Below are 22,288 nucleotides of genomic sequence, written 5' to 3'. Positions count from 1 at the left end.
GATGGGCATCCGGTTCGACTCGGTCACCGTCCGGTACGGGGACAACACCGTCCTTGACTCCCTCGACCTGACCGTGGAACCCGGCGAAGTCATGGCACTGCTCGGCCCCTCGGGGTCGGGCAAGACCACCGCGCTGCGGGCCGTCGCCGGGTTCGTCACCCCGGCGTCCGGGCGGGTGCTGATCGGTGGCCGCGATGTCACCGCGCTGCCCCCGTACCGGCGCGGCATCGGCATGGTGGTCCAGCAGTACGCGCTCTTTCCGCACCTGCGGGTGGAACAGAACGTCGCCTTCGGCCTGAAGGCGCGGAAGGTGCCTCGCGCACGGATCACGGAGCGCGTCACCGAGGCGCTGCGGATGACCGGCATGGAGGGCTACGCCCGCCGGTATCCGCGGGAGCTGTCCGGCGGCCAGCAGCAGCGGGTGGCGATCGCCCGCGCGCTGGCCATCCGGCCCGAGGTGCTGCTGCTGGACGAACCGCTGTCCGCGCTGGACGCGCAGCTGCGCTCCGGGATGCTCGCCGAACTCGCCAGGTTGCACCGAGAGTTGCCGGATGTCTCCATCCTCTATGTCACCCACGACCAGATCGAGGCGCTGACCCTCGCCGACCGGATCGCGGTCATGGACCGGGCGCGGCTGCGGGACTGCGGCACCCCGCAGGACCTCTACCGCAGGCCGCGCACCGAGTTCACCGCCTCCTTCGTCGGCAACGCCAATCTGCTGCCGGTCACGGTGGACGGTGGCGCGGTTCGCTTCGGCGCCACGGAACTGAAGGTTCCGGTGGACGGTGTGGCGCCGGGCGCGACCGCGACGCTGTGTGTACGGCCGCACCTGGTCGGCCTGGGGGAGGGGCCCAACGCGCTGCGCGGCACGGTCGCCGAGGTGCAGTGGCGGGGCGCCACCCACCGGGTGCTGGTGGACGTGGACGGCCACCAGATCAAGGCGGACGTAAGGGAGTTGCGCACCCCGCCCGCGCTCGGCGAGCCGGTGTCCGTGCACTTCGCGGCCGAGGACGCGGTGCTGCTGGCGGCGGGGGTGGCCGATGGCTAGCCTCGCCCTCGCCGCCCCGCGGCGGGTTCCCCGCTGGCTGTGGGCGGTGCCGCCGCTGGCCGGGCTCGGACTGGTCTTCCTCTATCCGATGACCCTGGTGGTGTGGCAGTCGGTCTCGCCGGACAGCGGCGGCCACGACCTGTCGGGGTACGGCACGGTGCTGTCCTCCGCCGGATTCCGCACCGCGCTGCTCAACACCGTGTGGATCGCGGCCGGTTCGACGCTCGGCTGCCTGGTGCTGGGCTTCGTCCTGGCCCTGGTGATCGCCTTCGTGCCGTTCCCCGGCGGCCGGGTGCTCAGCCGGTTCATCGACATCTTCCTGGCCTTCCCGTCCTTCCTGATCACGCTGGCGCTGCTGTTCCTCTACGGGACGGTCGGCATCGTCAACGGCATCTGGACCGACGCCACCGGCGCCGCGCAGGGGCCGCTGGACTTCCTGCACACCCCGTGGGGCGTGCTGCTCGCCGAGGTCACCTACTTCACGCCGTTCGTGATGCGGCCACTGCTGGCCGCCTTCTCACAACTGGACACCGCCCAGATCGAGGCGGCGGCCTCGCTGGGCGCCCGGGCGCCGCGCATCGTACGGCAGGTGATCTGGCCGGAGGCACTGCCGGCACTGGCCGCGGGCGGCTCCCTGGTGCTGGTGATGTGCCTCAACGAGTTCGGAATCATCCTGTTCACCGGCGCCAAGGGCGTCACCACGCTGCCGATGCTCGTCTACAGCAAGGCGATCCTGGACGGCGACTACCCGGGGGCGTGTGTGGTCGCGGTGGTCAACATCGCGCTGTCGGTGGCGCTCTACGGCCTGTACCGGGTGGTCCTGGCCCGTGGCACTGGAGGTGCCCGTCGTGCTGGTGCATAGCCGAGGCGGCCGATGGGCCGTGTGGACCGTGTTCTTCGCCCTGTTCCTGCCGGTGTTCGCGCTGCCGTTCCTGGTCATCCTGGTGGCGTCCTTCGCCAGCAGCTGGAGCGGTGCCTTCCCCTCCGGGATGACGCTCGGCCACTACCAGGAGATCGCCCACGGCGACTCCCCGCACGCGCTGCTCACCAGCCTGGTCACCGCGCTGGTGGCCAGCCTGGCCGCGCTGGCCGCCGGTACCTGGGCGGCGCTCGCCGCGCAGGCGCTGCGGCGGCGCGGACGGCGGGTGATGGACGCGCTGTTCATGCTGCCGGTCGCGGTGCCGTCGGTGGTGGTCGGGCTGTCCCTGCTGGTGGCGTTCTCCAAGCCGCCGCTGCTGCTCAACGGCACCCCGGCCATCGTGATCGTGGCGCACACGGTGCTGGTGACGGCCTTCGCCTACCAGTCGGTCGGCGCCGCCCTCGCCCGCCTCGACCCGGCGTACGAGCAGAGCGCGGCGAGTCTTGGCGCGCGGCCGTCCTACGTGCTGTGGCGGGTGAAGCTGCCGCTGCTGCTGCCGTCGCTGACCGCCGCCGCCGCACTGTGCTTCGCCCTGTCCATGGGCGAGTTGAGCGCCACGATGATGCTCTATCCGCCGAACTGGGTGCCGCTTCCGGTGAGTGTCTTCGGCGCCACCGACCGCGGCGCCCTCTTCTCAGGGGCGGCGCTGGCGGTGGTTCTCATGGCCGCGACGCTGGCCGTCCTCCTCGCGGTCTCCCGCATCCGCACCAAAGCCACCTACCGGTAGCGGTGGGTGGGTTCACCGGGGGCAAGCCCCCAGACCCCCAAAGGAGTTCCCCATGTCCGCCACGTCCGCCTTCTCCGTCAGAAGCGTCACCGCCGCCGTCGCCGTGCTCACCCTCGGCGCCTCCCTCACCGGCTGCGCCGGGTCCTCGTCCGGCGGCGGGCAGCAGATCACCGTCTACAGCGCCGACGGACTGAAGTCCGAGACCGGGGACGGCTTCTACGACAAGGTCTTCAAGGACTTCCAGTCCCAGACCGGCATCAAGGTCAACTACGTCGAGGGCGGCTCCGGGGAGATGGTGCAGCGCCTGATCCGCGAGCGCTCCAACACCCAGGCGGACGTGGTGGTCACGCTGCCGCCGTTCATCCAACAGGCCGAGCAGAAGGGGCTGTTGGCCAAGTACGCTCCGGCGGGTTCCGACCACGTCTCGGACATCGACAAGGACGCGAACGGCGAGTGGACCTCCATCGTCAACAACTACCTGTGCTTCATCTACGACAAGAAGCAGCTGCCGCAGCCCCCGAAGACCTGGAACGACCTGCTGGACGCCAAGTTCAAGGGCAAGCTCCAGTACTCCACGCCGGGTGTCGCGGGTGACGGTACGGCCGTGCTGGTCAAGGCGCTCCACGACTTCCGAGGCCAGCCGGCGGCCATGGCGTTCCTGAAGAAGCTCCAGGCCAACAACGTCGGCCCGTCGAAGTCCACCGGCGCGCTGGCGTCCAAGGTCGACAAGGGCGAGCTGCTGGTCGCCAACGGTGACGTGCAGATGAACTTCGCCGACATGAAGTCCATGCCCAACCAGGGCATCTTCTTCCCGGCCGGGAACGACGGCGGCCAGCCGAGCACCTTCGCCCTGCCGTACGCGGCGGGCCTGGTGAAGAACGCGCCGCACAGCGAGAACGCCAAGAAGTTCCTGGACTTCCTGCTGTCCAAGCAGGTCCAGCAGGAGGTCTCCTCGATCGGCGGTGGCTTCTCGTCGCGCACCGATGTGGACGCAACGGACAAGAACGCCGATGCGCTCAAGCAGATCATGTCGGGCGTCCAGGTCTTCCAGCCGGACTGGAACCAGGTGAACAGCCAGTTGGACAGCTACGTCAGCGCCTGGCAGGCCGCCACCGGCAGCTAGGCTCGGAGGGGACCGGGGCAGCGTGTTCGAGGCGCCGCCCCGATCCCGAGCCGTTCCATCCGTGAAGGAGTCGTCCCCGTGGCAGAGCGCAAGCCGATCGAATCCTGGCTCACCGACATGGACGGCGTGCTCATCCACGAGGGCATCCCGGTCGCCGGGGCGGACGAGTTCATCAAACGGCTGCGGGAGTCCGGCAAGCCGTTCCTGGTGCTGACCAACAACTCCATCTACACCCCGCGCGACCTGCACGCCCGGCTGTCCCGGATGGGCCTGCTGGTGCCGGTGGAGAACATCTGGACCTCGGCGCTGGCCACCGCCAAGTTCCTCGACGACCAGCGGCCCTGCGGCACCGCCTACGTGATCGGCGAGGCGGGGCTGACCACGGCACTGCACGACATCGGCTACATCCTGTCCGACGCCGAGCCGGACTACGTGGTGCTGGGGGAGACCCGCACCTACAGCTTCGAGGCGCTCACCAAGGCCATCCGCCTGATCGACGCGGGCGCCCGCTTCATCGCCACCAACCCCGACGAGGTCGGGCCCTCCGCCGAGGGCGCGCTGCCCGCCACCGGCTCGGTCGCCGCCCTGATCACCAAGGCCACCGGCAAGGAACCGTACTTCGTCGGCAAGCCCAACCCCCTGATGATGCGCGCGGGCCTGAACGCCATCGGCGCCCACTCCGAGACCTCCGCCATGATCGGCGACCGCATGGACACGGACGTCCGCGCGGGCATCGAGGCGGGCATGGAGACCTTCCTGGTCCTCTCCGGCCTGACCCAACCCGATGACGTGGAACGTCATCCCTTCCGCCCGTCCCGGGTGGTGAACTCGATCGCGGACCTGGTCGAGTTGGTCTGACACGAGTGACTTTGGCTGCCCGTAGTCTCCCGTTCGCCCGCGCGGCCGGCGGCCCGCTCCCCTCGGGTCCGCCGGCCGGCGGCCCTCACCCTTGGGCGCTTGGACTGCGGGAGGTGTCCGGTGCGGCCGGGTGAGGTTCGGGGGAGTCCGCCGACCGGGGCAGCGGCGTCCGGAAGCGGACCAGCACCGCACCGTCCAGCGCGTGATGCACCTGCACGCCGTCCACGTGCCCGGCCAGCTCATGGCACAGCTCCGCCGTGACGTGCGAGGGGGGCGCGTGCAACGCGGCGGTGGCGGGCGCGTCGGGCGGCTGGTCGTAACCGTGGTCGGTGACCGAGACCGTGCAGCGGTTGTCGTCCATGCCGAGCGTGACGCGATATCGCCGGGCGTACCCGTAGTCCAGGACGTAGCGGCAGGCGAGGGCGGTCGCCTCGGCGATCTGCGCGCACGGCACGTCATGGGTGCCGATGGTGGTGAGCGCGGCGTGCGTCATGCGCTCCGCGAGGGCGTCACTGCCGTTGGCACGCGCCAGCGAGAACGTACAGCAGACATCCAACGTCGAGCGTCTGGGGTCGGACAGCGGAAGGCGTGCGGAAGCAGTGCCCTTCACCATGGCTGGACCACGTCCTGCGTCGTCGGGGGTATGCGGCTTGGCTCGGATGCGGTGGCGACACGGTGGCCGGGGTCCTGGGCCACACACATACCCTAGAACAGGCCAACGCCCAACGGGTAGGGCGAGTTGACGCCAAGTCAAAACACGGGCACGTACCGCGACGGTTGCCTGGTGCGGGTGCGCGACGGAAGGCCGCCGTCCGGCCGTACCGGCCGAACGACCGGTTTCGCGATTCGTCGCAAATCGTGCTGTGGTGGGGGGTCGTGCGGTCTGCCTCAGTTGTCCCGCAGAGCTTCAGAATCCAGGGATTTGTCCACTATCCGGCGGGCCAGTTCGGACAGTCGCAGCCGATGGGTGCGCGCATGGCGGCGCATGGCGCCGAACGCGGCGTCCATGTCCACCCCCCACCGTTCGGCGAGCATCCCCTTGGCCTGCTCCACCGCGACCCTGCTGTCCAGCGCCGACTGCAACTGGCTGGCGAGCAACTCGCTGCGGGTGAGGGCCCGTTGCCGCAGCATCCCGATCGTGGCGGCGTCCGCGAGCGCCTGGGCCAGCGCCACATCGCCGTGCGGCACCCCCGGCTCGGTACGGAACAGTTGCAGCGCCCCGATCACCGTCTCCCGTAGCCGAAGCGGCACCGCGTAGGTGCCGAACACCCCGCGGCCGACCGCCCGTTCGGCGAACCGCGGCCACCGTGCCCCGTCCGTGGCCAGGTCCACCGGTCCGACCAGCGCCGCCGTGCGGAAGCAGTCCAGCGCGGGGCCGCCGTCCCGCTGGAGGTCGAGCAGTCCGGCCGCCTCGCGGACGGCGACGGTGCGCAACTTGCCGTAGCCGTCGGCCAGTAGCAGCCCGGCGCCCGACGCGTCGAGGAACTCCAGGCACCGACTGGCCAGCAGGCGCAGGAGCGCGGTCTCCTCGAAGCCGTCCACCAGGGTGTCGGCAAGCTCGACAAACGTTTCCGCTAACCGCTGCTCCCTCGGGCGTTCCGCCGGGTCCCTGGGGATCGTGCTCATGACACCACTCACATCCGCTTGCCGCGCGGCCCTGGAGGGCGCCGGAATTCTGCCGGAATAGTAGCCGCGCCGGGCGCCGTGGGAGCCCGACGGTCGCGGCGGAACCCGGAGCCGCTACCGCGGACGCGCCAGCAGCAGGAGAACGGAGTCGTCGCCGAGCGTTCCGCCGGCATGCCCCAGCAGATCGGCGTAGAGCCGGCCGACCGCCGCCTCCAGATCGCGCGCCGCGCCCGCCACCAGCGCGCCGACCCGCTCGGCGAGCGGATAGAAGCCGCCGTGCCGTGGATCGCGCGCCTCGATGACCCCGTCGGTACACAGCACCAGCACCTCGTCGGCGCCGAGCGGCACCCGCCACGGCTCCGGCGCCCCGCGGACGAATCCGGTCAGCCCGAGCGGCACCCACGGTTCGGGCGGATCGAGCGAGGTCACCCGCCCGTCCGGCGACACCCGCAGCGGCGGTACGTGCCCGTAGTGCAGCAGCTCGATCTCCGCGTCCTCGGCCGCCCGGCGCTGCGCCGGGAACTCCAGGAACAAGGCGGTGGTGAACTCCCCGTCCATCACATGCCGCCGCACACTGGCGTCCACCCGCCGGGCCACCCCCGCCAGCCCGCCCTCGTCGTACGCCGCCTCGCGGAACGCGCCCATCACCACCGCCGAGGTCTGCACCGCCTCAAGGCCCTTGCCGCGTACGTCGCCGACCAGCGCCCGCACTCCGTGCGGGGTGTCCAGCACCGCGTACAGGTCGCCGCCGATCTGTGCCGCGTCCGCCGCGGAGGCGTACCGCACCGCCAGACTGACTCCGCCGACCCGTGGCCCGGGCGGGCGCAGCAGGGCGCGCTGCGCCGCCTCCGCGACCGTGACCACCGCCCGGTACTGCTCGGTGCGCACCTCGCGCCACCATGACGCGTACGCGCTGAACAGCACCACGGTGAGGTAGCTGATGGCCATCCCGGCGAGGATGCGCCGGTCCTGGGTGTCGAGGACCCCGTCGTACGGCATCAGAGCGGCCTGTACCGCACCGCCCAGCAGACCGATCAGCAGGGTGCGCTTCCAGGCGGTGGTCACCACGGCCAGCGCGGGGGCCATGACCATCATCGGGGCCAGGAAGTGGTTGCGCCCGGCGAGCAGATCGGCGGCGGCCACCGCGGCGATCGCGGTGAGCGGGATCGTCATGCCCTGATGGGCGGAGATGACGGCGCCCAGCGCGTCGACGGCCTTGCGGAATGCTCGGGTCCACACATTCAGAACATATCGGGTTCGAACCTGTGAGATCGTCCCGAGTTGGAACCAATCCATGTCCCGTGGGCGTTCTTGACTGGGATGAACAAGACGATCAGGCGCACAGCGGTCTTCTCCCTCCTGCTGGTCATCGCCCTCATGGTGCGGGTGACCTGGGTGCAGGAGGTCGATGGCAAGGCACTCGCGGACGACCAGTACAACCGACGGAACTTGATCGCGCAGTACGCGAACCCGTTCGGTGACATCATCGTGGGCGGACGGCCCGTGACCGGGTCGGCCAGGACCAGCAGCCCTGACTTCAAGTACAAGCGGACCTACACCGGCGGCCCGCTGTACGCGGCGGTCACCGGCCGGCTGTCCCAGGTCTACGGCTCGACCCAGCTCGAAGGCATCTACCAGAGCGTGCTCAACGGCACCGACTCCCGCACCAAGAGCCTGCTCAACGTGCTCACCGGCAACAGCGGCAAGCCCGGCGACGTGCTCACCACGATCGACCCGGCCGTGCAGAAGGCCGCGTACAACGGCCTGGGCAGCAAGAACGGCGCCGCCGTCGCCATCGACCCGCAGACCGGCAACGTCCTCGCCATGGTCAGCACCCCCAGCTACGACCCGTCGAAGATCGCCGGCGGTTCCAAGGCCGACGCGCAGGCCTGGAAGCAGTACAGCGACGACAAGAGCCAGCCGATGAGCAACCGGGCGCTGCGTCAGACGTATCCGCCCGGCTCCACCTTCAAGCTGGTCGTCGCGGCCGCCGCGCTCCAGGACGGCCTGTACTCCTCCATCGACCAGCCGACCAGCAGCCCCAACCCGTACACCCTGCCGGGCACGGTCAGCCCGCTCGGCAACGAGAACGCGGCGGCGCCCTGCGAGAACGCCTCGATACGCACCGCGCTGGAGTACTCCTGCAACACGGTCTTCGCCAAGATGGCGGTGGACCTCGGCCAGGACAAGGTCAAGGCGATGGCCGACGCGTTCGGTTTCGACGGCAGCAGCCTCGACATCCCGGTGCGCGCCGCGCAGAGCGTCTACCCGACGAAGATGCCCAAGTCCTCGCTGGCGCAGACCGGCATCGGCCAGTTCGACGTGCGGGCCACCCCGTTGCAGATGGCCATGGTGGTGTCCGCCATCGCCAACGGCGGCAAGCTGATGGCCCCGCACATGGTCTCCAAGGTCACCGACGGCGACGGCAACGCGGTGCAGAACTTCGACCCCAAGCAGATGTCCCAGCCCGTCAGCGAGCACACCGCCCAACAGCTGCAGGACGCGATGGTCTCCGTCATCCAGAAGGGCACCGGCACCAACGCGCAGATCCCCGGCGTCGAGGTCGGCGGCAAGACCGGCACCGCCCAGCACGGTGTGGACAACAGCGGCAACCCGTACGCCTGGTTCGTCTCCTACGCCAAGGCCGGCTCCGGCAAGCAGGTCGCGGTCGCGGTCATGGTCGACGACCCGGACGCGGTGCGCGCCGAGATCAGCGGCAACGGGCTGGCGGGTCCCATCGCCAAGGCGATGATGCAGGCGGCGCTTAAGTCCTCGTGAGCCGATTGGCGTGATTGCGTTGCGCCACATGAACCTTCTGTGTCGACAGCGGCAGGTTCGCTGGCCGCCGCTCACAGGATCTGCATAGCCTGCCAACTGTTCCTTCTCCCGGACCAGTTGGAGGGCCAGTGCTGCGTGACAACGCGCGCAAGAGAACCATCGCCTCGACCGCGACGGCCGCCGCATCCGCACTTACGCTGCTGCTGGCCGTTCCGGCGGCAGCCGCCACACCGACCCCAGGCGCGCCCACCATCGGGGACCCGTACTACCCCACGTACGGCAACGGCGGGTACCACGTGTCCCACTACGACCTGCGGCTGAGGTACCAGCCGAAGACCGACCAGCTCCAGGGCACCGCGACCATCCTGGCGTCCGCCACCCAGGACCTGTCCCGCTTCGACCTGGACTTCTCGCTGGACGTCAGCAGTGTGCTGGTCAACGGGCAGCAGGCCGCCTTCACCGAGAACCCCGGCGCCCACAAACTCCAGATCACCCCCGCCGCGTCACTGCCCAAGGGCAGTGACGCCACGGTCGTGGTGCGCTACTCCGGGGTGCCGTCCAAGGTCACGGTGAACGGCATCAACGCCTGGCTGCGCACTCCGGACGGCGCGGTCGCGGCCGACGAGCCGGAGGCGGCGTGGTGGTGGTTCCCCAGCAACGACCACCCGCTGGACAAGGCCACCTACGACGTGTCGGTGGAGGTTCCCAAGGGCCTCCAGGTGATCAGCAACGGCGTGCCCACCGGCCAGCGCGACACCGCCACCGGCACCCGCTACAGCTGGCGGCAGGACCGGCCGCAGGCCACCTACCTCGCCACGCTCGCCGTCGGGAAGTTCGACATCACCACCGGCAGGACCAAGGACGGCGTCCCCGTCGTCAACGCCTACAGCACGGACCTCGGCGCCAACGCGGCGGCGGCACGGGCCAGCGTCGAGCGGTCGGCGGAGATCATCGACTGGGAGAGCAAGTACTTCGGGAAGTACCCGTTCGACGCGCTGGGCGGCTACGTGCCCAACGTCAAGACCCACTACGCGCTGGAGACCCAGACCCGGCCGTTCTACAGCCCGGCGCAGTTCGCCAGCGGCTCCAACGCCTCGGTGGTGGTGCACGAACTCGCCCACCAGTGGTTCGGCGACGACGTCTCGCTGGAGCGCTGGCAGGACATCTGGCTGAACGAGGGCTTCGCCACCTACGCCCAGTGGCTGTGGTCGGACTACCAGGGCGAGGGCACCCCGCAGCAGCTCGCCGACTACGTCTACGCCCAGCACCCGGCGAGCGACCCGTTCTGGAAGGTCAAGCCGGGTGACCCGGGCGCTGCCCACCAGTTCGACGACGCGGTCTACGACCGGGGCGGCGCCGCCATCCAGGCACTGCGCAACACCGTGGGCGACAAGGCGTTCTTCCGGATCCTCAAGGCGTGGACCACTGAACACGCCTACGGCAACGGCGACTTCGCGCAGTTCCAGGGTCTGGCGGAGCGGATCTCCGGCAAGCCGCTGGCCCAGCTGTTCCAGACCTGGCTGTTCACCCCGGAGCGCCCGGCGGCGCCCGCCGCGGCCAAGGCCGGGGTACGGGCGCCGGCGGTGACCGCGCAACCGAAGTCCTGGGCGCGCATCCACGCCGCGTACGCCCGCTGATGAGGCGCTGAAAGCCGGACCAGCTAGTCACCCCAAGTGACGGTTTGAGAGGGCGGTGCGGTTATACAGGGCACATGACCGATGCCATGACCGCACCGCCCGAGTCCGTCGAGCTGGACGTGAACCGACACGACCCGGCCTACCGGGCCTGGCTGAGGGAGGCCGTGGGCAAGGTCCAGGCCGATGCCAACCGCTCGGCCGACACCCATCTGCTGTCCGTGCCGCTGCCGGTGGAGTGGGGCGTCGACCTGTATCTGAAGGACGAGTCCACCCATCCCACCGGCAGCCTCAAGCACCGGCTGGCCCGCTCGCTGTTCCTGTACGGGCTGTGCAACGGCTGGATCCGCCCCGGACGCCCGGTGATCGAGGCGTCCAGCGGCTCGACGGCGGTCTCCGAGGCGTACTTCGCCAAGCTCATCGGGGTGCCGTTCATCGCGGTGATGGCCGCCAGCACCAGTCGGGCCAAGATCGAGTTGATCGAGTTCCAGGGCGGCGGTTGCCACCTGGTGGACAACCCGTGTGAGGTCTACGAGGTCGCCGCCCGGCTCGCCGCGGAGACCGGCGGCCACTACATGGACCAGTTCACCTACGCGGAGCGGGCCACCGACTGGCGCGGCAACAACAACATCGCCGAGTCGATCTTCCGGCAGATGGCGTCGGAACGGCACCCGGAGCCGTCCTGGATCGTCGCCACCGCGGGCACCGGCGGCACCTCCGCGACCATCGCCCGCTACGTCCACTACACCCAGCGGAGCACCGGCGTCTGCGTGGCCGACCCGGAGAACTCCGCGTTCTTCGACGGCTGGCGCACCGGCGATCCGTCGGTCACCACCGACCACGGCTCCCGTATCGAGGGCATCGGCCGTCAGCGCGTCGAGCCCAGCTTCATCCCCGGCGCGGTGGACCGCATGACGCGGGTGCCGGACGCCGCCGCGATCGCCACCATCCACCTCCTGGAGCGGCTGCTGGGCCGCAGGACCGGCGCCTCCACCGGCACCGGCACCTGGGCCGCGTTCCGCATCATCGCGGAGATGCGGGCGCGCGGCGAGCGGGGCAGCGTGGTGACGCTGCTGTGCGATCCGGGCGAGCGGTACCTGGACAAGTACTACTCGGAGGAATGGCTGGCCGCCCAGGGCATCGACGTCGCGCCGTACGCGGCGCGGCTGGAGCGGTTCCTGGCGCAGGGGCGGTTGTAACCCGCGGTCGGTCCGGCGCCGCCGGGACCAACGCGCGGTGACCCGCAGGCCGTCAGCCCACGGCCGTCCGCAGTACGAGGTATCCCGCCACCGCCACCGTCAGCGTGGCGAACGCGCGGCGCAACGCGGCGGAGGGGACCCGGGCCGACACCCGGCGGCCGAACAGCGAGCCGAGCACCGCGGCGGCGGTCAGCGGCGCGATGACCTTCCAGTGGAACGTCTCCCCGCCCGCCCGAGCGGCCAGCGAAACCGCCGAGTTGACCGCGATGACCAGCAGCGAGGTGCCCACCGCGACGGGCATCTCGTACCCCAGCGCGCCCACCAGCGCCGGGACGATCACGAAGCCACCGCCCACCCCGAGGAAACCGGTGAGGAACCCGACGGCCAGGCCGGAGGCGACGATCCGCACCACCGGCGTCCCGCCCACCCGCTCCGGCGCCGGTGCGGCACCGCGTCCGCGCCGGAACATGGCCGTCGCCGAGACCACCATCAGCGCGGCGAAGCAGAACATCAACGCCGTTGGATCCACCGACCTGTTCAGCGCCGTACCCGCGTACGAGGCCGCGATGCCCGCCGCACCGAATCCGAGGCCAGCGCCCCAGCGCACGTTGCCCGCACGGGCATGGCTCCACGCCCCGCACAGCGCGGTCACTCCGACCACCACCAGACCCCCCGTGGTGGCCGATCGCGCGTTCTCCCCGAGCGCGTACACCAGTACCGGAACCGTCAGTATCGAGCCACCGCCGCCAAGTGCCCCCAGACACAGGCCGATCAGCCCGCCGAGGAGCACGCCGAGCAGGGTCATATGACGGTTCCGGGCTGCCCGCCGGTACACGTCACCGGCAGCCCGGCCACCGACCAGGCCTGCATCCCGCCGCGCAGGTTGCACGCCGCCCGGCCCGCCGCCCGCAGCCGCTCGACGACCAGCGCGGACCTGCGGCCCGATCGGCATACCACCACGAACAGTTGACTTTCCATCAGTTTGGGATCCCCGAAGTCGACCGCGGACAGCGGAAGATGCACGGCCTCCGGTGCGTGCCCGGCCGCCCACTCGTCGTCCTCTCGTACGTCCAGCAGCACCGCCGCGCCGGAGCCGACCAGCCCCCGGGCCTCCAGCGGATCCACTTCCCGCACTGCCTCCAACACGCCGACCCCCAAGGTCACTTCGTCAGGGCGAAGGACCCGGCCCCCGCCAGATCCAGCCGGTAGCCCTTCGCCGAGAACTCGGCGCGGGCGGTGAAGCGGTCGCCGCGCACCAGCGTGTGGCGCCACTCCACCGGGCGGCTGCCCGCGCAGCCGAGCCGGTCCACGGCGAACGCGGCGACGCCCTCACCGATGCCGAGCAGCCGGCGCTCCGCCGGGGTGGGCACCACCGCCCGCAGCACCTCGCGGCCACCGGTCAGCCGTACGCCGGTGCGGGCTGCCAACTCGTCGTAGAGCGAGGTGTGGGTGAAGTCCGCCTCCAGCAGCGGTGCCGCCAACTCGGCGGGCAGCCACACCCGGTCGACGGCCAGTGGTTCGCCGTCGGCCAGTCGCAGCCGCTCCAGGTGCAGCAGCGGTGCGGACTCCTCCAAGCCGAGCCGGGCGGCGAAGACCCCGTCGGCACGGATGTCCAGCACCCGCACCACACTGCGCTGCACCTGGCCCGCCGCCTCCACCGACCGGAACAGGCTGTAGAGCGCGCCCAGCGGCTGCTCTATCTCCGCGGGTACGGCCAGCCGCGGCGGACGGCCGCGCTCGGCGGTCACCAGTCCCTCGGCGCGCAGTTGGCGCAGCGCCTCGCGCACCGTGTGGCGGCTGACTCCGTACTCCTCGACCAGCGCCAGCTCGCCGGGGAAGGCGGTGCGGAACGCGCCGGACTCCAGCCTCGCCCGCAGGTCATCGCGGACCTGGGCCCACAGTGGAAGCGGACTGGAGCGGTCCGGCTTGGTTGCTCTACTCGATTGCACGGACCTAATGTACGTACATTCGTGCATTAACGAAAGGGGTGGGCAGATGGTCGAGGTCGAGGTCATCGACACGACGGAACTGGGCAACCGCAGCTACATCGCGCACGACGGCCGGGTCGCGGTCGTCATCGACCCGCAGCGCGACCTGGACCGGGTCGAGGCGGTGCTGGCCAACGCCGGGGTGACCTGCGGGCTGGTCGTGGAGACGCACATCCACAACGACTACGTGACCGGTGGATACGAACTCGCCCGGCGAAACGGCGTGCCGTACGTGCTGTCCGCCGCCGAGTCGGTCTCCTTCGACCGGTATCCGGTGGAGGACGGCGACCGGCTCGCGGTGGGCGGCCTGTCCGTCGAGGCGGTGGCGACCCCCGGCCACACCGACGGCCATCTGTCGTACGTCATCTCCGACGGTGAGGGGCCGCCCGCGGTGTTCACCGGAGGCTCGCTGCTCTACGGCACGGTGGGCCGCACCGACCTGGTGGACCCCGACCGCACCGAGGAGCTGACCCGGGCCCAGTACCGCTCCGCCCGGCGGCTGGCCGCCGAACTCCCCGACGACGCGGCCGTCTTCCCCACCCACGGCTTCGGCAGCTTCTGCTCCTCGGCACCCACGGCGGCCGGTCCGACCGCCACCATCGCCGACGAGCGCACCCGCAACGACGCGCTCACCGAGCCCGACGAGGACGCCTTCACCGCCCGCCTGATCGCCCGCCTCACCGCCTATCCGGCCTACTACGCGCACATGGCACCGCTCAACCGGCAGGGCCCTTCGGCCGCCGACCTCACGCCGCCCCAGCCGGTGGACGCGGTAGAGCTGAAGTCCCGGATCGCCGCCGGGGAATGGGTGGTCGACCTGCGCGACCGCACCGCCTACGCGGCCGGGCACATGGCCGGAACGGTCGGCATCGAACTGGGCCGTCAGTTCGCCACGTACCTGGGCTGGCTGCTGCCCTGGGGCAGCCCGGTCACCCTCATCGGCGAGACCGCCGGGCAAGTCGCCGATGCCCAGCGGCAGTTGGCCCGCATCGGCATCGACCGCCCGGCCGGAGCGGCGGTCGGCCCGGTGCCCGGCGAGTGCTCCTACCGGCGGGTGGCCTTCGCGGACCTGGCCGCGCTCGGGGGCGGGCTGCTGCTCGACGTACGCCGCGACGACGAGCGGGCCACCGGCGCCCTGCCCGGCTCACTGCACATCCCGCTGCACCAACTGCTGGACCGGCTGGGCGAACTGCCGTCGCGGCGGACGATCTGGGTGCACTGCGCCAGCGGCTTCCGGGCCAGTGTCGCCGCGTCGCTGCTGGCGCGGGCCGGACACGAAGTGGTGCTGATCGACGACGACTTCGCCCACGCCATGACCGCACAGCGCTGAGGAGGCACGCCATGACACAGCACGCCAAGGTCCTCATCATCGGCGGTGGCACCGCCGGAATCACCGTCGCGGCCCGGCTGCGGCGCGCCGGTACCACCGGCGTCGCCGTGCTCGAACCGAGCGAGACGCACTACTACCAGCCGCTGTGGACCCTGGTCGGCGGCGGCCGGGCAGCGCTGGGCGAGAGCGCCCGCCGCGAGGCGTCCGTCATGCCGCGCGGCACCCGCTGGGTCAAGGACCGCGCGACGAGCGTCGATCCGGCCGCGCACATGGTGACCACGTCCGACGGTTCCCGGCTGGAGTACGACCGGCTTGTCGTCTGCCCCGGCATCCAGCTCGACTGGCACAAGATCCCAGGCATGGCCGAGGCCGTGCGCACCCCGTACGCGTCCTCCAACTACCTGCCGGAACTGGCGCCCAGGACCTGGCAGTTGATACGCGGACTGCGCAAGGGCACCGCGGTGTTCACCATGCCGTCCGGGCCGATCAAGTGCGGCGGCGCGCCGCAGAAGATCGCCTACCTGGCCGCCGACCACTGGCGGCGCGAGGGCGTGCTCAAGGACATCCGGGTGGTGCTGGTGCTGCCCACGGCGGCGATGTTCGGAGTGCCCGCGTTCTCCGCCGAACTGGCCAGGGTGGCCGCCCGCTACGGCATCGAGGTCCGGCTGAGCAGCGAACTGACCGAGGTCGATGGCTCCGCCCGCAAGGCCGTCATCGTCGACAACACCGACGGAACGAGCGAGTCCATCGGCTACGACCTGCTGCACACCGTGCCCCCGCAGTCGGCCCCCGACTGGATCAAGGAGGGTCCGCTCGCCGACCCCGGCAACCCGGCCGGCTACGTCCAGGTCGACAAGCACACCCTGCGCCACGAACGCCATCCCGACGTCTTCGCGCTGGGGGACGCGGGTTCCACCCCCAACTCCAAGACCGGCGCGGCGGTCCGCAAGCAGGCCCCGGTCGTGGTGCGGAACCTTCTGGCCACGATGGCGGGACGCGAACCCACTGCACGCTACGACGGCTACGCCTCCTGCCCCATCACCACCGCGCAGGACCGGATGCTGCTCGCCGAGTTCGACTACACCATGGCGCACACACCGACCATCCCGCTGATCGACACCACCCGTGAGCGGCGCGACATGTGGTACCTCAAGCGTTACGGACTGCCGTTGCTGTACTGGCGGTTGATGCTGCGCGGCCTCGCCTGAGGCGGGTGCCATCGGCGTGCCGTTGCGGGGCGCCGACGGCACGTTGGCCGAGAGTGTCAGCCATGACGACTGATACCAGGGCGGCCGGACAGGAGCCGCGGCGGTGACCGGGGAGTCGACCGGACTGCCGGTCCGCCGGATGACCGCCCGCGACCGGGACGAGGCACACCGGGCCTCCACACCACTGGAGTTGTTCTTCGACCTGTGTTTCGTGGTCGCGGTGGCACAGGCCGGAGCCCGGCTGGTGCACGCACTGGTGGCCGGGCACGCGGGCGCGGGCATCGCCGGGTACTTGATGGTGTTTTTCGCTATTTGGTGGGCCTGGATGAATTTTTCGTGGTTCGCCTCGGCTTATGACATCGACGATGTGCCGTACCGGGTCACCACGCTGGTGCAGATCGCGGGAGTGCTGGTGCTCGCCGCCGGGGTGCCGCGGGCCTTCGACCGCGCAGACTTCACCGTGGTCGCCATCGGCTACCTGGTGATGCGGCTGGCTTTGGTCACCCAGTGGCTGCGGGCCGCGTCCGGTGAGCGGGGGGCGGCCCGGCAGACCGCTGTCCGGTACGCGAGCGGAGTGGCGCTGTGCCAGATCGGCTGGTTGGCGCTGCTGCTCCCGCCGGGACGGCTGGCGGTGTGGGCGTTCCTGGTGATGGTGGTTGCCGAGCTGCTGGTACCGCCGATCGCCGAGTCCGGCGCCCGCACGCAGTGGCATCCGCACCACATCGCCGAGCGCTACGGCCTGTTCACCATCATCGTGCTGGGCGAGACGGTCTCCGCGGCGACGGTCGCCGTACAGTCGGCGCTCGATGTGCACCGGCCGCACGGCCAACTGCTGATGATCGCGGGCGGTGGGCTGCTGATCGTCTTCTCCGCGTGGTGGATCTACTTCTCGGTGCCGATCCACGAACGCCTGCGCGGCAACCGGGAGGCGTTCTTGTGGGGGTACGGCCACTACCTGGTCTTCGCCTCGGCCGCCGCGATCGGCGCGGGCATCGAGGTGGCCGTCGAGCAGGCGGTGGGCGTGGCGCACATCCCGGCGTCGGCCGGTTCCGCGGCGGTCACCGTGCCGTCGGCGGTGTACCTGTTCACGGTGTGGCTGCTGCACACCCGGTTCCACAAGCGCGGTCTGCTCCATCAGTCAGTGCTGCCCGTCGCGTCGGTGGCGGTACTGGCGTGCACCCTGGCCGGGCACGCGGCGGTGCCGCTGGCCGGAGTGGTGGGGGCGCTCGCGGTGGCCCTCGGGGTGACGTTCCGCACGCGGATCGTGCGCGCGGAGCTCGAAGGGGCGCGCCAGAACGCGTAGTGGCAACCGGTTCCGGGCTCCGCAGCCTGGCAGATATCTCGTATGGAGAGCTAAAATTATTGTATGGCGGCAGCGGAGCTCCCCGACGCACTGACCGATGTCCTCACCGGCATCCAACGGCTGATCCGGCGCAGGTTGCGGGCCGACATGCCGGCCCCCCGACTGCGCGGCGCGCAGATCGAACTGCTGCGGCTGGTGAGCGCCGAGCCCGGAATACGTGTCTCGGCGGCGGCCAAGGAGCTCTATCTGGCGGGCAATTCGGTCTCCACCCTGGTCAACCAGCTGGTGAAGGCAGGCCTGTTGAACCGGGAGACCGATCCGGCCGACCGGCGCTCCACCCGGCTGCTGCCCACCCCGGACGCCGAGGCGCGGCTACGGGACTGGGCGGCGCGCCGTACCGCACTGGTGCGGCGGCAGGCGGAGCGGCTGTCGGAGGAGGACCGGGCGGCGCTGGCCGCCGCGATTCCTGCGCTGCGCAGGCTCGCCGAGGGCCTGCACGAGGAGGTGGGCTGATGAGCGACGACGAGCCGATAGCCGAAGCCCTCGCATGCCGCGGGCTGGCGTACTCCTTCGGGGAGACCAGAGCGGTCGACAGCCTTGACCTGACCGTGGCCGCCGGTGAGGTCTTCGGGCTGCTCGGTCCCAACGGTGCGGGCAAGACCACCGCGATCCGCTGCATCACCACGCTGCTGCCGGTACCCGCCGGAATGGTGCGGGTCTTCGGCCATGACCCGGCGCGGGAGCGGATGGCGGTGCGGCGGCTGCTCGGCTACGTACCGCAGCAGCTCTCCGCGGACGCCTCGCTGACCGGACGGGAGAACGTGGCGCTGTTCGCCCGGGTCTTCGACGTCGGCCGGCGCGAGCGGGCGGACCGGGTGGCGCAGGCTCTGGAAGCGGTCGACCTCACCGAGGCCGCCGACCGGATGGCCGGCACGTACTCCGGGGGCATGATCCGCCGCCTGGAACTCGCCCAGGCACTGGTCAGCGCGCCCCGGCTGCTGATGCTGGACGAGCCGACCATCGGCCTGGACCCGATCGCCCGCACCAGCGTGTGGGACCACATCAACGCCGTCCGCGCGGCGACCGGCATGACGGTGCTGGTGACCACGCACTACATGGACGAGGCCGACCAGTACTGCGACCGCGTCGCCCTGATGCACCGCGGCCGGATCCGCGCCCTGGGTACACCGGAGGCGCTGAAGGCCGATCTCCGTGACCGCCGGGGCGGCACGGGGGCGCCCACCTTGGAGGACGTCTTCCGCGACGTCGCCGGAAGCGGGCTGGACGCCCAGGGAGGAGAGTTCCGCGATGTCCGCCGTACCCGCCGCACCGCGTCCCGCGTCAGCTGACGGCGCCGACCGGGGCCTCGACCTGCTGCTCGTGCCGCCACGCGCGCGCACCGGCTGGCGGGTGGTGCCCGCCCGGATCCTCGCCATGTGCGTGGTCGAGCTGCAGAAGCTGCGGCACGACCGCACCGAGCTGTACACCCGCGCCGTACAGCCCGCGCTGTGGCTGTTGATCTACGGTGAGACCTTCACCCGGATCCGGGCGATCCCCACCGGTGGCATTCCGTATCTGGACTATCTGGCTCCGGGGATCATCGCGCAGTCCGCGATGTTCATCGCGATCTTCTACGGCATCATGATCATCTGGGAGCGGGACTCCGGGATCCTCACCAAGCTGCTGGTCACGCCCACCCCGCGGGCCGCGCTGGTGACCGGGAAGGCCTTCGCGGCGGGGGTGAAGTCGCTGATCCAGGCGGTCGTCGTGGTGGTGATCGCCGCACTGCTCGGCGTCGCGCTGACCTGGAATCCGCTTCGACTGCTGGGTGTGGCCGGGGTGGTGCTGCTGGGCTCGGCGTTCTTCTCCTGCCTGTCCATGACGATCGCGGGCATCGTGCTCACCCGCGACCGGCTCATGGGCATCGGCCAGGCCATCACCATGCCGCTGTTCTTCGGCTCCAACGCCCTGTACCCGGTGTCCGTGATGCCGGGGTGGCTGCGGGTGGTCAGCCGGATCAATCCGCTGAGTTATGAGGTCGACGCGTTGCGCGGGCTGCTCATCCGCACCCCGGCGCATCTGGGAATGGACTTCGGGGTGCTGGCCGTCGCGGCGGCGCTGGGGATCACGGCGGCGTCGTCCCTGCTCAGCCGCTTGGCACGGTAAGCAGTAGGGCCCCTCGCGTTACGTGAGGGGCCCTACGTGAAAAGTGCGCCGCCAGGGACTTGAACCCCGAACCCGCTGATTAAGAGTCAGCTGCTCTGCCAGTTGAGCTAGCGGCGCCAGCGGAAGAAATAATACCTGACCACAGCCCATGGCCATGACCATGGCCGCCGTGCTCGCCCGCCCACCCCGGGGCGGGCGGGTGCGGGCCGGGGTGCAGGGCGGCCCCCCGGCGGGGGGCGTCGGGCGAAGGCCGTCGGCGGCCGGAGGTGGAGCTTCCGGAGGGGCGCGGGGGCAGGCCCCCCATGAGGCCCCAGCCCGGACCACCAAAAGCAGTCAGCCCCACATGCAAGCATGTGGGGCTTTGGTGCGCCGCCAGGGACTTGAACCCCGAACCCGCTGATTAAGAGTCAGCTGCTCTGCCAGTTGAGCTAGCGGCGCTCGCTCAACAGAAACTCTACCGGATACGGCAGGGTGCTCATGACCAGCCCGATCTATTGACGTGATCGCGTCACGGGGTACACCCTGTGGGGCATTGGTCTGTACCACCTCCACCCCCACAGGAGGCAGCACTGTGCCCAGCAGACTCAAGACCCTGGCCGCCGCCGTGTCGGCGGCCACCCTCGCCGTCGGTGCCCTGACCACCATGGCGGCCACCAGCCACGCCGCCCCGGCCGACGCCGGCGGGGTCGGCGCCAACTGGTACGCGGCGGCGCCGTACCTGATGCCGCTGGACAACGACCCCCCGGACCCGGGCGCCGTGATGGACGCCACCGGGCTCAAGGCCTTCCAGCTGGCGTTCGTCCTCGCGCCGAACGGCGGCGGCTGTTCGGCCACCTGGGGCGGCACCGACGCGGTCTCCTCCGACACCGCCGTGGCGAACGTGATCTCGGGGATCCGCGCCAAGGGCGGCGACGTCTCGGCGTCCGTCGGCGGCTACGGAGGCACCAAGCTCGGCCAGACCTGCGGCACACCGCAGGCCACCGCGGCCGCCTACCAGCAGGTGATCGACAAGTACGGGCTGAAGGCGATCGACTTCGACCTGGAGGAGCCGGAGTACGAGAACTCCGCCGCCATCCACAACGAGATCGGCGCAGCCAAGATCCTTCAGCAGCAGAACCCCGGCATCTACCTCTCGGTGACCACCGCGGGCACCGCGGACGGCACCGGCTGGTTCGGCAAGCAGATGCTGAACGAGGCCAAGTCCCAGGGGTTCACCCCGAACAACTTCTCCATCATGCCGTTCGACGGAGGTTTCAACGGCGCGGCGGCGCAGACCACCGCGCTGACGAACTTCAACTCCATACTGCAGTCGACCTTCGGCTGGGACGCGGCCACCGCGTACGCGCACGAGGGCATCTCGCAGATGAACGGCCGCAGCGACAGCGGCGAGTACTTCTACCAGGCCGACTTCCAGACGGTGTTGGACTACGCGACCAGCCACCACATGGCGCGCTACACCTTCTGGTCGGTCAACCGGGACCGGCAGTGCACCCCACCGGACAACAACGGCCAGACGTCCGGAACGTGCAGCAGCGTTCCGCAGGGCGCGTACGACTTCACCAAGTACTCGGTGAAGTTCGCCGGTTCGAACCCGCCCACCTCCACGCCGACTCCGCCGCCCACCGGGCCGTGCACCGCGCCCGCGTACAGCAGCACCGCCGTCTACGTCGGCGGTAACGAGGTCTCGTACAACGGCCACACCTGGAAGGCCAAGTGGTGGACGCAGGGCGAGGCGCCCTCCACCGGCGGCTCGGGCGTCTGGCAGGACGAAGGCCCCTGCTAGGGCACGCAATTCCGTAGTGACGGGCCAGGCGGCCGCCTGGCCCGTCACACGTTCTCAGATCGACAGCGACAACAGCACGGGCGCCGCACGCTTGTTGAGCGTGTCCGCCGCCTTGCGCAGATGGTGGGCCCGGTCGAGCGGCATCGAGACGGCGAGGCAGCCGACCGACGCGCCGATGCTGATCGGAACCGCGGCGCAGACCGTGCCGACCGCGTACTCCTGCAGGTCCAGCGTGGGCACCGTGGAGGGCTGGTTGTCCAACGTGGTGAACAGCACCCGCTCGTTGGTGATCGTCTTGGACGTGAAGCGCGCCACCTTGTGCCGCGACACATGGTCCCGGCGGCCGTTCACGTCGAGCTGGGTGAGCAGGCACTTGCCGACGGCGCTGGCGTGCGCCGCGTCCCGGAAGTCCACCCACTCGTTGACCTTGGGCGCGGCCGGGCCGTCCGCGTAGTCGATGATGCGGACCTTGCCGTCGTCGTAGCGGCTGAAGTAGACCGCCGCGCCGACCTCGTCGCGCAACCTGGCGAGGATCGCCTTGAGCTTGTCGCTCAGGGCGCGCCGCCGGGTGCTGCTACCGAGCAGGACAGCCGATTCG

Annotated in this window: 22 protein-coding genes and 2 tRNA genes; 15 read left to right on the top strand and 9 right to left on the bottom strand. The window is 70.6% G+C overall.

Features of this window, described 5'->3' with window-relative positions:
• Position 1 precedes the first annotated feature (1 nt).
• From P3G67_RS27440 to P3G67_RS27420, 5 genes are all read left to right on the top strand, one after another.
• Positions 2–1,048: an ABC transporter ATP-binding protein gene (locus P3G67_RS27440; protein ID WP_269857745.1), complete on the top strand. Its 1,047-nt coding sequence runs from the start codon at positions 2–4 to the stop codon at positions 1,046–1,048.
• Positions 1,041–1,910 carry a 2-aminoethylphosphonate ABC transporter permease subunit gene (locus tag P3G67_RS27435; RefSeq protein ID WP_276095894.1) on the top strand — a complete coding sequence of 290 codons (870 nt, stop codon included), beginning with the start codon at positions 1,041–1,043 and terminating at the stop codon, positions 1,908–1,910. Before P3G67_RS27440 ends, P3G67_RS27435 begins: the two co-directional genes overlap by 8 nt.
• Positions 1,897–2,694, top strand: a complete 798-nt coding sequence (locus P3G67_RS27430) for an ABC transporter permease (protein WP_276095893.1) — start codon at positions 1,897–1,899, stop codon at positions 2,692–2,694. Before P3G67_RS27435 ends, P3G67_RS27430 begins: the two co-directional genes overlap by 14 nt.
• 52 nt (positions 2,695–2,746) lie before the next feature.
• Positions 2,747–3,817 (top strand): 2-aminoethylphosphonate ABC transporter substrate-binding protein, encoded by a 1,071-nt coding sequence (locus tag P3G67_RS27425; protein WP_276095892.1) that lies wholly within the window; start codon positions 2,747–2,749, stop codon positions 3,815–3,817.
• A gap of 78 nt (positions 3,818–3,895) precedes the next feature.
• On the top strand, positions 3,896–4,675 hold the full coding sequence (locus P3G67_RS27420; RefSeq protein ID WP_276095891.1) for an HAD-IIA family hydrolase: 780 nt from the start codon (positions 3,896–3,898) through the stop codon (positions 4,673–4,675).
• Positions 4,676–4,760: 85 nt separating this feature from the next.
• Here P3G67_RS27420 and P3G67_RS27415 read toward each other — a convergent pair whose 3' ends face one another.
• From P3G67_RS27415 to P3G67_RS27405, 3 genes are all read right to left on the bottom strand, one after another.
• Positions 4,761–5,288: a hypothetical protein gene (locus P3G67_RS27415; RefSeq protein ID WP_276095890.1), complete on the bottom strand. Its 528-nt coding sequence runs from the start codon at positions 5,286–5,288 to the stop codon at positions 4,761–4,763.
• A 275-nt stretch (positions 5,289–5,563) separates the two neighbouring features.
• Positions 5,564–6,301, bottom strand: a complete 738-nt coding sequence (locus P3G67_RS27410) for an ANTAR domain-containing protein (protein ID WP_276095889.1) — start codon at positions 6,299–6,301, stop codon at positions 5,564–5,566.
• A gap of 114 nt (positions 6,302–6,415) precedes the next feature.
• Complete coding sequence (locus tag P3G67_RS27405) at positions 6,416–7,540, bottom strand: PP2C family protein-serine/threonine phosphatase (RefSeq protein WP_276095888.1); 1,125 nt, start codon at positions 7,538–7,540, stop codon at positions 6,416–6,418.
• A gap of 81 nt (positions 7,541–7,621) precedes the next feature.
• Here P3G67_RS27405 and P3G67_RS27400 point away from each other — a divergent pair, with 81 nt between their 5' ends.
• From P3G67_RS27400 to P3G67_RS27390, 3 genes are all read left to right on the top strand, one after another.
• Positions 7,622–9,079 (top strand): peptidoglycan D,D-transpeptidase FtsI family protein, encoded by a 1,458-nt coding sequence (locus P3G67_RS27400; RefSeq protein WP_276095887.1) that lies wholly within the window; start codon positions 7,622–7,624, stop codon positions 9,077–9,079.
• 128 nt (positions 9,080–9,207) lie between these two features.
• Positions 9,208–10,716 (top strand): M1 family metallopeptidase, encoded by a 1,509-nt coding sequence (locus P3G67_RS27395; protein WP_276095886.1) that lies wholly within the window; start codon positions 9,208–9,210, stop codon positions 10,714–10,716.
• Positions 10,717–10,790: 74 nt separating this feature from the next.
• Positions 10,791–11,912, top strand: a complete 1,122-nt coding sequence (locus P3G67_RS27390; RefSeq protein WP_391858362.1) for a PLP-dependent cysteine synthase family protein — start codon at positions 10,791–10,793, stop codon at positions 11,910–11,912.
• 52 nt (positions 11,913–11,964) lie between these two features.
• Here the strand turns inward: P3G67_RS27390 and P3G67_RS27385 are convergent, their stop codons facing one another.
• From P3G67_RS27385 to P3G67_RS27375, 3 genes are read right to left on the bottom strand one after another with little or no spacing between them, the layout of a single operon-like run.
• A complete protein-coding gene (locus P3G67_RS27385) occupies positions 11,965–12,717 on the bottom strand; it encodes a sulfite exporter TauE/SafE family protein (protein ID WP_276095885.1) in 753 nt (250 codons plus the stop codon).
• A complete protein-coding gene (locus P3G67_RS27380; RefSeq protein WP_276095884.1) occupies positions 12,714–13,058 on the bottom strand; it encodes a rhodanese-like domain-containing protein in 345 nt (114 codons plus the stop codon). Before P3G67_RS27380 ends, P3G67_RS27385 begins: the two co-directional genes overlap by 4 nt.
• 14 nt (positions 13,059–13,072) lie before the next feature.
• Positions 13,073–13,861 (bottom strand): GntR family transcriptional regulator, encoded by a 789-nt coding sequence (locus P3G67_RS27375; RefSeq protein WP_276095883.1) that lies wholly within the window; start codon positions 13,859–13,861, stop codon positions 13,073–13,075.
• A 46-nt stretch (positions 13,862–13,907) separates the two neighbouring features.
• Between P3G67_RS27375 and P3G67_RS27370 the strand changes: the two genes are divergently transcribed.
• The 6 genes from P3G67_RS27370 to P3G67_RS27345 all read left to right on the top strand — a co-directional run bounded on the left by P3G67_RS27370 (position 13,908) and on the right by P3G67_RS27345 (position 19,907).
• A complete protein-coding gene (locus tag P3G67_RS27370; protein ID WP_276095882.1) occupies positions 13,908–15,230 on the top strand; it encodes an MBL fold metallo-hydrolase in 1,323 nt (440 codons plus the stop codon).
• 11 nt (positions 15,231–15,241) lie between these two features.
• A complete protein-coding gene (locus P3G67_RS27365; protein ID WP_276095881.1) occupies positions 15,242–16,438 on the top strand; it encodes an NAD(P)/FAD-dependent oxidoreductase in 1,197 nt (398 codons plus the stop codon).
• Between the two features lie 139 nt (positions 16,439–16,577).
• Positions 16,578–17,741 carry a low temperature requirement protein A gene (locus tag P3G67_RS27360; protein WP_276095959.1) on the top strand — a complete coding sequence of 388 codons (1,164 nt, stop codon included), beginning with the start codon at positions 16,578–16,580 and terminating at the stop codon, positions 17,739–17,741.
• Positions 17,742–17,804: 63 nt separating this feature from the next.
• Positions 17,805–18,254 carry a MarR family winged helix-turn-helix transcriptional regulator gene (locus P3G67_RS27355; RefSeq protein WP_276095880.1) on the top strand — a complete coding sequence of 150 codons (450 nt, stop codon included), beginning with the start codon at positions 17,805–17,807 and terminating at the stop codon, positions 18,252–18,254.
• The gene (locus P3G67_RS27350; RefSeq protein ID WP_276095879.1) at positions 18,254–19,090 is read left to right on the top strand and encodes an ABC transporter ATP-binding protein; all 837 of its coding nucleotides are present in this window, start codon (positions 18,254–18,256) and stop codon (positions 19,088–19,090) included. The genes P3G67_RS27355 and P3G67_RS27350 overlap by 1 nt, the downstream gene beginning before the upstream one ends.
• A complete protein-coding gene (locus tag P3G67_RS27345) occupies positions 19,050–19,907 on the top strand; it encodes an ABC transporter permease (RefSeq protein WP_269857762.1) in 858 nt (285 codons plus the stop codon). The genes P3G67_RS27350 and P3G67_RS27345 overlap by 41 nt, the downstream gene beginning before the upstream one ends.
• Before the next feature lie 44 nt (positions 19,908–19,951).
• Here P3G67_RS27345 and P3G67_RS27340 read toward each other — a convergent pair.
• Together P3G67_RS27340 and P3G67_RS27335 are read right to left on the bottom strand one after the other, a co-directional pair.
• Positions 19,952–20,024 (bottom strand) — tRNA-Lys (locus P3G67_RS27340).
• Positions 20,025–20,269: 245 nt separating this feature from the next.
• Positions 20,270–20,345 (bottom strand) — tRNA-Lys (locus P3G67_RS27335).
• 205 nt (positions 20,346–20,550) lie between these two features.
• Between P3G67_RS27335 and P3G67_RS27330 the strand changes: the two genes are divergently transcribed.
• On the top strand, positions 20,551–21,690 hold the full coding sequence (locus tag P3G67_RS27330) for a carbohydrate-binding protein (protein WP_276095958.1): 1,140 nt from the start codon (positions 20,551–20,553) through the stop codon (positions 21,688–21,690).
• A gap of 54 nt (positions 21,691–21,744) precedes the next feature.
• On the opposite strand, the gene P3G67_RS27325 is transcribed toward P3G67_RS27330, so the two are convergent.
• The coding region (locus P3G67_RS27325; RefSeq protein ID WP_276095878.1) for an IclR family transcriptional regulator domain-containing protein at positions 21,745–22,288 on the bottom strand (544 nt) is incomplete at its 5' end.

It is taken from the genome of Streptomyces silvisoli (assembly GCF_029269905.1).
Lineage (GTDB): Bacteria > Actinomycetota > Actinomycetes > Streptomycetales > Streptomycetaceae > Streptantibioticus_A > Streptantibioticus_A silvisoli_A.
This window is presented reverse-complemented; position numbering and strand designations above follow the sequence as displayed.

Bases quoted from the DNA above. Each gene is read 5' to 3' on its own strand.
- P3G67_RS27330 (WP_276095958.1), top strand. From the start codon at position 20,551: ATGGCGGCCACCAGCCACGCCGCCCCGGCCGACGCCGGCGGGGTCGGC.
- P3G67_RS27410 (WP_276095889.1), bottom strand. From the start codon at position 6,301: ATGAGCACGATCCCCAGGGACCCGGCGGAACGCCCGAGGGAGCAGCGG.
- P3G67_RS27425 (WP_276095892.1), top strand. From the start codon at position 2,747: ATGTCCGCCACGTCCGCCTTCTCCGTCAGAAGCGTCACCGCCGCCGTC.
- P3G67_RS27385 (WP_276095885.1), bottom strand. From the start codon at position 12,717: ATGACCCTGCTCGGCGTGCTCCTCGGCGGGCTGATCGGCCTGTGTCTG.
- P3G67_RS27350 (WP_276095879.1), top strand. From the start codon at position 18,254: ATGAGCGACGACGAGCCGATAGCCGAAGCCCTCGCATGCCGCGGGCTG.
- P3G67_RS27415 (WP_276095890.1), bottom strand. From the start codon at position 5,288: ATGGTGAAGGGCACTGCTTCCGCACGCCTTCCGCTGTCCGACCCCAGA.
- P3G67_RS27355 (WP_276095880.1), top strand. From the start codon at position 17,805: ATGGCGGCAGCGGAGCTCCCCGACGCACTGACCGATGTCCTCACCGGC.
- P3G67_RS27390 (WP_391858362.1), top strand. From the start codon at position 10,791: ATGACCGATGCCATGACCGCACCGCCCGAGTCCGTCGAGCTGGACGTG.
- P3G67_RS27435 (WP_276095894.1), top strand. From the start codon at position 1,041: ATGGCTAGCCTCGCCCTCGCCGCCCCGCGGCGGGTTCCCCGCTGGCTG.
- P3G67_RS27400 (WP_276095887.1), top strand. From the start codon at position 7,622: ATGAACAAGACGATCAGGCGCACAGCGGTCTTCTCCCTCCTGCTGGTC.
- P3G67_RS27370 (WP_276095882.1), top strand. From the start codon at position 13,908: ATGGTCGAGGTCGAGGTCATCGACACGACGGAACTGGGCAACCGCAGC.
- P3G67_RS27440 (WP_269857745.1), top strand. From the start codon at position 2: ATGGGCATCCGGTTCGACTCGGTCACCGTCCGGTACGGGGACAACACC.
- P3G67_RS27365 (WP_276095881.1), top strand. From the start codon at position 15,242: ATGACACAGCACGCCAAGGTCCTCATCATCGGCGGTGGCACCGCCGGA.
- P3G67_RS27360 (WP_276095959.1), top strand. From the start codon at position 16,578: ATGACCGCCCGCGACCGGGACGAGGCACACCGGGCCTCCACACCACTG.
- P3G67_RS27345 (WP_269857762.1), top strand. From the start codon at position 19,050: ATGTCCGCCGTACCCGCCGCACCGCGTCCCGCGTCAGCTGACGGCGCC.